At 45.0% G+C, this 7,430-nt stretch carries 8 protein-coding genes; 6 read left to right on the forward strand and 2 right to left on the reverse strand.

The genetic code is table 11. The annotated features are described in order from the left end of the window. From V5298_RS18800 to V5298_RS18825, 6 genes are all read left to right on the forward strand, one after another. The coding region (locus V5298_RS18800; protein ID WP_332932968.1) for a hypothetical protein at positions 1–1,020 on the forward strand (1,020 nt) is incomplete at its 5' end. Between the two features lie 57 nt (positions 1,021–1,077). Then, entirely contained in the window at positions 1,078–1,956 is an 879-nt protein-coding gene (gene rfbA, locus V5298_RS18805; RefSeq protein ID WP_332932969.1) for a glucose-1-phosphate thymidylyltransferase RfbA, read from the forward strand. 86 nt (positions 1,957–2,042) lie between these two features. Then, complete coding sequence (gene rfbC, locus V5298_RS18810) at positions 2,043–2,588, forward strand: dTDP-4-dehydrorhamnose 3,5-epimerase (protein WP_332932970.1); 546 nt, start codon at positions 2,043–2,045, stop codon at positions 2,586–2,588. Between the two features lie 9 nt (positions 2,589–2,597). After that, entirely contained in the window at positions 2,598–3,458 is an 861-nt protein-coding gene (gene rfbD / locus V5298_RS18815; protein ID WP_332932971.1) for a dTDP-4-dehydrorhamnose reductase, read from the forward strand. Between the two features lie 16 nt (positions 3,459–3,474). Beyond that, complete coding sequence (rfbB, locus tag V5298_RS18820) at positions 3,475–4,557, forward strand: dTDP-glucose 4,6-dehydratase (protein ID WP_332932972.1); 1,083 nt, start codon at positions 3,475–3,477, stop codon at positions 4,555–4,557. 83 nt (positions 4,558–4,640) lie between these two features. Further along, on the forward strand, positions 4,641–6,347 hold the full coding sequence (locus V5298_RS18825) for a glycosyltransferase family 2 protein (protein WP_332932973.1): 1,707 nt from the start codon (positions 4,641–4,643) through the stop codon (positions 6,345–6,347). A 56-nt stretch (positions 6,348–6,403) separates the two neighbouring features. Here the strand turns inward: V5298_RS18825 and V5298_RS18830 are convergent, their stop codons facing one another. Further along, positions 6,404–7,129: a hypothetical protein gene (locus V5298_RS18830; RefSeq protein WP_416351207.1), complete on the reverse strand. Its 726-nt coding sequence runs from the start codon at positions 7,127–7,129 to the stop codon at positions 6,404–6,406. Positions 7,130–7,248: 119 nt separating this feature from the next. Beyond that, positions 7,249–7,430, reverse strand: a 182-nt coding sequence (locus V5298_RS18835; protein WP_332932974.1) for a hypothetical protein, incomplete at its 5' end; no start/stop codon positions are given.

Consider the following 7,430-nt stretch of genomic DNA (forward strand, 5'->3'; position numbering starts at 1 on the left):
GATGTTGAGCAGGGGAAGAGGCTTCTCTCTGCGGCAAAAGAGGCCGCAGCTCCAGTTAGCTTGTCTCAATCATTGGATGATGAATTGTTTGAGTCGATGCTGTTATCATGGGTAACACTTAACCCCGAAGTTGCTTTTCTGTTAGCAATATTCGCAGAGCAAAATGCCATTTCAAGTGGTGCCAGTGCAAATCGTATTTCTATTATTCGCAAAGTGCTTAGCAGGCAGACTAACAAACCTGTAAAAAATACACCCAGCGATAGTACAGCTAGGCCGACTGCTAAAAAAGTTAAAACGATACCTGCGCCTTTTGTTAATCGCAATGATAACCAGCCCTTGGAAACAAATGCACGCAAGGAAAAGAGTGTATATACAGGCGTACAGTGGCTATCCCATCATATTCCTAAAGTTATTGAAAATACCCTGCTGGCGGAGTATCAATCTTTATGGGGGAAAGACACCATTCACCCCGCATACCAAAACACCGGATCTGCCGCATTAACTCGTGGAGAATTACTCCATGTTGATGGTGGGGTGAAGATCATCCACGGTCATTTTAGTCCTCATCCAAACCAAAAAATTTATTATCCAAATGCCAGACATGCGGTTTGGGTAAGAGATCCTTTGGAACGGATATGGCTGCTTTTTAATATGATAGTGGAACATAAAGCACCCAAATCCATATATGATGAGCTTAAGCGCCAATATTTCGATAAGGGTGTTAAGGCAACGGATGAAATATTTGATGGTTTTGTGAAGAACCCCAAGTGGCGAAAACAGATTTTTGCATATGAAAATTACTTTGCGAACATTAAGTTTGAAGAGTTTGACTTTGTAGGTTTAGTGTCTAATTTCGATAAAGAATTTAAAATATTTTCGGCACTCGCTACAGGATATGTCCAAGTGCCTAAACAAAAATTTGATTCCAGTATTGAGTTACCGTCCTACATCGCTAATTATCGACAAATGTTCGAATCTGAGTATGCGCTGATAAAAGAAGTGTTAAACAGGCCTCGGTAATATATCGTAAGTTCTTTGTGAGAGAGTAAATACCAAGACAATTGAGAAGGCAAAAAAATGAGAAAAGGAATAATACTAGCCGGTGGATCAGGCTCTCGCCTTCATCCATTAACTAAGGTTGTTAGCAAGCAATTAATGCCTGTGTACGACAAACCGATGATTTACTATCCGCTTGCCACTTTGATGATGTCGGGCATCAAAGATATTCTTATCATTACAACGCCACAAGAACAGCATCGCTTTATCGAGCTTATCGGTGATGGCAGTGAGCTAGGCATTAACGTGCAATACGCGGCACAACCTTCCCCTGATGGTTTGGCTCAAGCCTTTCTTATTGGTGAGCAATTTATTGGTAACGATGCCTGTACGCTCATTTTGGGTGATAACATCTATTATGGTCATGATTTACGCCAGTCTTTAACTAAGGCATACGGGCAAGAGCATGGCGCCACCGTGTTTGGCTACCATGTAACCGATCCTGAACGTTATGGTGTGGTGGATTTTGATGACGACTGGAATGCCCTGTCCATTGAAGAAAAGCCCAAAGTAGCGAAGTCGAATTATGCCGTCACCGGTTTATATTACTACGACAATCGCGTGGTGGATTTTGCCAAAGAGGTGAAACCATCGCCCCGTGGCGAGCTTGAAATTACAGACTTAAATACAATGTATTTGCACGATGGTTCGTTAAAAGTAGAGTTGATGGGGCGGGGTTCGGCTTGGCTGGATACCGGCACTCTCGATAGTCTGCTGGATGCGGCAAACTTTGTGGCTGCTATAGAAAAACGCCAAGGCTTAAAAATTTGCTGCCCTGAAGAAGTGGCCTATCGAATGGGGTATATTGATGCCCAGCAACTTGAAAAGCTAGCCACACCGCTCGTTAAAAGCGGTTATGGCACGTACTTGTTAAAAGTGATCAACGACCGGGTGAAGTAGTCCCGCGATGTCCTAGTCACCACCTCTATATGGGGTGTGGCGATCAAAATAAGCGGTCGCGTATAACACATTGGAATAGAAAATTAATGCAAGTTATTCAAACTGACATCCCTGATGTTAAAGTTATAGAGCCACGTGTCTTCGGTGACGAACGTGGTTTTTTTATGGAAACCTTTCGCACCGATTGGTTTAAGAAAGAATGCGCAGACGTGGATTTTGTGCAAGACAACCATTCAAAATCTAAGCAGGGCATTTTGCGTGGCCTACACTATCAGCTTGAACACACCCAAGGTAAATTGGTACGTGTGGTAAGTGGTGAAGTATTCGATGTTGCGGTAGACATGCGCAAAAGTTCGCCCACCTTTGGCAAATGGGTAGGTGTGCTGTTAAACGCTGAAAATAAGCGTCAGCTTTGGGTACCTGCTGGGTTTGCTCATGGCTTTTACGTTACCAGTGAGTCGGCCGAATTTGTGTATAAATGCACAGATTATTATCATCCAGAATCGGAAGTGAGTATCAAGTACGACGATCCAACCATTGGCATCAACTGGCCTCTGGTGAATGGGCAAGCGCCTGCGTTATCAGCCAAAGATGCTGACGGATTGGCGTTTTCAGACGCCCCAACGTTCTAAGGACTGACTATGAACATGGTGGTAATTGGTAAGTCGGGACAATTGTCTTTCGAGCTACAGCGGTTATTGGGTAACAAGGTTACCTGCTTTGGGCGTGATGATATTGATATTACAGATCTTTCCGCTTTAACATCTGTATTGGATACCATACAACCCGATGCCATTATCAATGCCTCGGCTTACACGGCGGTGGATAAGGCCGAGAGTGATGAAAAGGCCGCTGCGCTGATCAATACTCAAGGGGTGGCGAATCTGGCTTCGTATTGTAAAAAAGCGGGCGTGTTTTTGGTGCATGTGTCTACCGATTACGTGTTTAACGGTAGCAAAGGGTCTCCATATACGGTGGACGATGCCATTGAACCCCAGGGGGTTTACGGCAAAACCAAAGCCGACGGCGAAAAAGCCCTGCTTCAAACATTGCCCGAGGCCAGTTGTCTTATCCGCACCGCTTGGGTGTATTCGTCGCATGGCAATAACTTTGTGAAAACCATGCTGCGCTTAATGGCCGAAAAACCTCAGCTAGGGGTAATTGACGACCAAGTGGGCACACCAACGTGGGCAAAAGGGCTTGCTGAAGCTTGTGTCTATGCGGCGCAAAACAAAACCAACGGGGTTTACCACTGGACAGACGAAGGCGTTTGTAGTTGGTATGACTTTGCCTTAGCTATTCAAGAGTTAGGCATAGAAAAGGGGCTATTGGAAAATGCCGTTCCGGTAAAGCCCATTCCTTCTTCACAATATCCAACGCCGGCAAAACGCCCTCATTATAGTGTGTTAGATAAAACCCTAACCCGCGACACATTCTCTTCCCTTCATCCTGCCCATTGGCGCACACAGCTGTCAGCGATGATGGACGAACTAAAAGCTTAAAATAGAGTTAACAACAATGAGCAAAACAATATTAGTCACAGGTGGGGCAGGGTTTATTGGCTCGGCCGTGGTACGACACCTTATTAACGACACCGATCACAAGGTGATAAACGTCGATAAACTCACCTATGCGGGAAATTTAGAATCTCTTGCGCCGGTTTCTAATAGCGAGCGTTACCATTTTGAAAAGGTGGATATTTGCGATGCTGACGAAATAAAACGGGTTTTTACCACCTGGCAGCCCGATATTATTATGCATTTGGCCGCAGAATCTCATGTTGATCGCTCCATTGATGGTCCTGGGGAGTTCATTCAAACTAACGTAGTAGGTACTTACACATTACTTGAGCAGGCTCGGGCTTATTGGTCGTCCTTAGAGGGTGATAAAAAAGCAGGGTTTAAGTTTCATCACATTTCCACCGATGAAGTGTATGGCGATTTGCCTCATCCAGATGATGTGGCGCCAGGTACGGAACTACCGCTGTTTACCGAAACTACGCCTTATGCGCCTAGCTCGCCCTATTCGGCCAGTAAAGCCAGTTCCGATCAACTGGTCCGTTCATGGCTACGTACCTATAAACTGCCCACCTTGGTAACCAATTGTTCCAATAACTACGGGCCTTATCATTTCCCTGAAAAGCTCATTCCTTTGGTGATTTTAAACGCCCTCGCCGGTAAACCCTTACCGGTTTATGGTAAAGGCAATCAAATTCGCGATTGGTTGTATGTGGAAGATCACGCTCGGGCGTTAGTGCTGGTGGCTTTACAGGGCAAAATTGGCGAAACCTATAACATTGGTGGGCATAACGAAAAGCAGAATATCGACGTGGTGAAAACCATTTGTTGTATTTTAGATGACGTTAAGCCTAAAGATAGCCCCTACGCAGACCAAATTACCTATGTAGAAGATCGGCCAGGTCATGACATGCGCTATGCCATCGATGCTTCAAAAATTCAGCGTGAATTAGGGTGGACACCGCAAGAAACCTTCGAAAGTGGCATTCGTAAAACCGTAGAATGGTATTTGAATAACGAAACTTGGTGGAAAGCCGTGCTTGACGGTAGTTATCAAGGCGAGCGTTTAGGCACAGGAAGTTAAATCCCGCCGTTAAACCGTGTTACACTTTTAAGGCCGCTATTACAGCGGCCTTTTTGTTGAATAGTTGAGGAACATCTCGCGGTATGAAGAAGATTGCTATGCTAACGGTGAAAGGGGCCATAGGCCTGTTGCCGCTCACCATCAAAAATAAACTCAAAAGTAATCACAAGCTCACCGAGTTTTATAGTAAATCTTTGCAGCGTTCCGGCTTGTTCTACGGCTTTCCCAGCAAAAAAAAGCTGATGGCAATGTATGGCAAATATCAGCAGCAGCAAGAACATACACTCAACACACTCGCAAGTGGTTATGCGGCGCCCGACGCCTTGCAAGTGATCATTGTGGGTAATGGCGGTGTGGAAGTTACGCTCGGGGCGTTGTCGCGCCAAGGCTTGTCATCTTTAAAGGTCATTGTGGTAGGGGAAAGCGGCCCTCGCACCGGTGTGCAGCAGGCAAGCCGACTTAGCGGTGCCATAGATCGTTTGGATAAGGGCGCGCCTGTTTTATTGCTAAACGCTGGCGATACATTACATCAACATGCCTTAAAGTTACTTTTCCAAGCATTGAGCACCGATCCTCTCGTTTATTGCGATACCGATATGCGCGACAAGCAAGGTAAGCTAAGCGCTCCCCATTTTTTACCGGATTGGAACCCAGAACTGCTTTATTCTACCGCTTATATCGATACTGGCGTGCTAGTGACAGTGGTAGCCTTAGCACAGGTGCGTAATACCGATGTGCAAACCATTTCCGGTGTTGTGGCTGAATTAGCCTTGTTACGCCCAGCAATTTCCATAGGGCACGTACCCTATACGCTGGTGCATAGATCAACACAAACTACGCATATTAAAGCGGGTTTAAATGATGTGGCGAAGGTGCTAGCTAACTACACCCCAGCGGCGTTAGCCTATAACGAGGCCTTGCAGGTTAATCATGTACAATGGCCGGTAGCGGAAAATCCGTTGGTGTCATTAATTATTCCCACCAAAAACGCCAAAGATCTGGTGAAAGCGTGTATCGAATCGATACAGAACAAAACCAGTTATAAAAACTACGAGATCCTTCTTATTGATAACGGCTCTGATGAGCCACAAAGCCTGGCTTATTTCGATACCCTAAAGCAAGTTGAAAACATTCGTGTGTTGTCTTATCCGGGGCCATTTAATTATTCGGCCATTAACAACTTTGGCGTGGCGCACGCAAACGGCGACATAGTCGGGTTGGTAAATAATGATATTGAAGTGATTAAGCCGGATTGGCTGACTTTTATGGTCGGTCATGCGGTGCGTGATGATGTGGGGTGTGTTGGGGCCAAGTTGCTTTATTCCGATGGTCGCGTACAGCATGCCGGAGTTGTGATGGGGTATGGTGGAGGAGCAGGGCATGCCCATAAATACTTCCCTCGCTATCATCCTGGCTATATGAAACGTTTAATTGCCACCCAGAACTACAGTGCAGTTACCGCAGCGTGTTTGTTAGTGAAAAAATCACTATTTAACGCCGTAGGGGGCTTAAATGAAAAAGATCTTACGGTAGCGTTTAACGATGTGGATTTTTGTCTTCGAGTACAAGAAACTGGAGTTAGAAACGTGTACTGTGCTGAGGCTGAACTTTACCACCACGAGTCGGTGAGCCGAGGGCTAGACATAGCACCTGAAAAAGCCGCCCGGTTTCAACGAGAACTTACCTACTTACAAACAACGTGGGCAGATGTTATAGCCCATGATCCAGCTTATAGTCCGAATCTCACGCTAAAACGAGAAAACTTTTCAATTAAAGGGGAAGGGGAGTAACTTTAATACGTTAAAGTTACTTACCATTAATCGCCGAGCAGGATGAAATGGGGGAACTAGTTACTAATCACCAGAGCGATTTGTGATTCAGTAAGTCCAGCGGCTTCTCCATACTCTTTTAATTTTGCATCAGTGACGCCATAGCTTTGGGCTGTTTGTAATATACGCATAGCCTGTTCTTTTTCTGCTGATGTCTCTTTTAGCGCGGTAGTTACTACTTCATCGGATTGGCCCGGAAATACCGCTAATAGCGCATCAACAACATATTCGCCCACATACGGTACCGCATGCAACGCGGTAGACATAATCTGCACTAGCTTATTGGGGTGCTCCTGCGACAACGTTTGTACAATGCGATCCGCCGAGTCGGGCTCGGTTTGAACCGCAATACGTACTATATCGTCTAATTCGTCTGGTGTTGCGTTGGCGGCAGCCTGAACAACAAAGTCCACATAGCTGGGTTCTGCTTGAATGGCGAGTTCAACAATAGACGGGCAACTACCTACATCTTTTTCGATAGCTATTCTAACAATGTCTTCCGTTGAAGCCGGTTGTGCAGAAATTGCTGCAAAAATAATTTCACGGTATTTATCGGGATAAGTATCGAGTGCAACGTCCACTATTGATACAACATCTTGAGGGTAATGACTGGCAATGGATCGTATCGCTCGACCAATTGACATGTTTTGATCGACCTGGCGCTTTAAAAACTGTACCTGATACTCATCGTTTTTTTCTGATTCGTTATTCGTTGTAGCTAAACACATTGTAGGGAAACACATTGCTACTACGAAAAAGCGCAAGCAAATTTTCGGAGACATACTCCACCCTCTGTTGGTTATTTGTCCACCTAGGACTTTATTATTGTTCTTATATATGAATATATCTATTCACAATTAGTTCAAGTTGTATGTTTTTTGAGTGGTTTGTTTGCAAAATAAGCATTCAAACAACAAAACGCAATTATTTCAACTTTCCCTGTTGACCTTTCTAGGGAATTCCCTAAAATGCGCACCACTTCGACGGGGAACGTCAAACGGACCACTAAGAAGTTGTTATAGCAGATAACGTAAGTAATTGTTA

Origin of the sequence: Alteromonas sp. 14N.309.X.WAT.G.H12, from assembly GCF_036697315.1 — a bacterium.
In the GTDB taxonomy this organism is placed as follows: Bacteria; Pseudomonadota; Gammaproteobacteria; order Enterobacterales; family Alteromonadaceae; genus Alteromonas.

What these genes read in the sequence shown, in the direction of transcription:
- V5298_RS18825 (WP_332932973.1), top strand. Translation starts at nt 4,641, where the DNA reads ATGAAGAAGATTGCTATGCTAACGGTGAAAGGGGCCATAGGCCTGTTG.
- rfbB (WP_332932972.1), top strand. Translation starts at nt 3,475, where the DNA reads ATGAGCAAAACAATATTAGTCACAGGTGGGGCAGGGTTTATTGGCTCG.
- rfbD (WP_332932971.1), top strand. Translation starts at nt 2,598, where the DNA reads ATGAACATGGTGGTAATTGGTAAGTCGGGACAATTGTCTTTCGAGCTA.
- rfbA (WP_332932969.1), top strand. Translation starts at nt 1,078, where the DNA reads ATGAGAAAAGGAATAATACTAGCCGGTGGATCAGGCTCTCGCCTTCAT.
- V5298_RS18830 (WP_416351207.1), bottom strand. Translation starts at nt 7,129, where the DNA reads ATGTGTTTCCCTACAATGTGTTTAGCTACAACGAATAACGAATCAGAA.
- rfbC (WP_332932970.1), top strand. Translation starts at nt 2,043, where the DNA reads ATGCAAGTTATTCAAACTGACATCCCTGATGTTAAAGTTATAGAGCCA.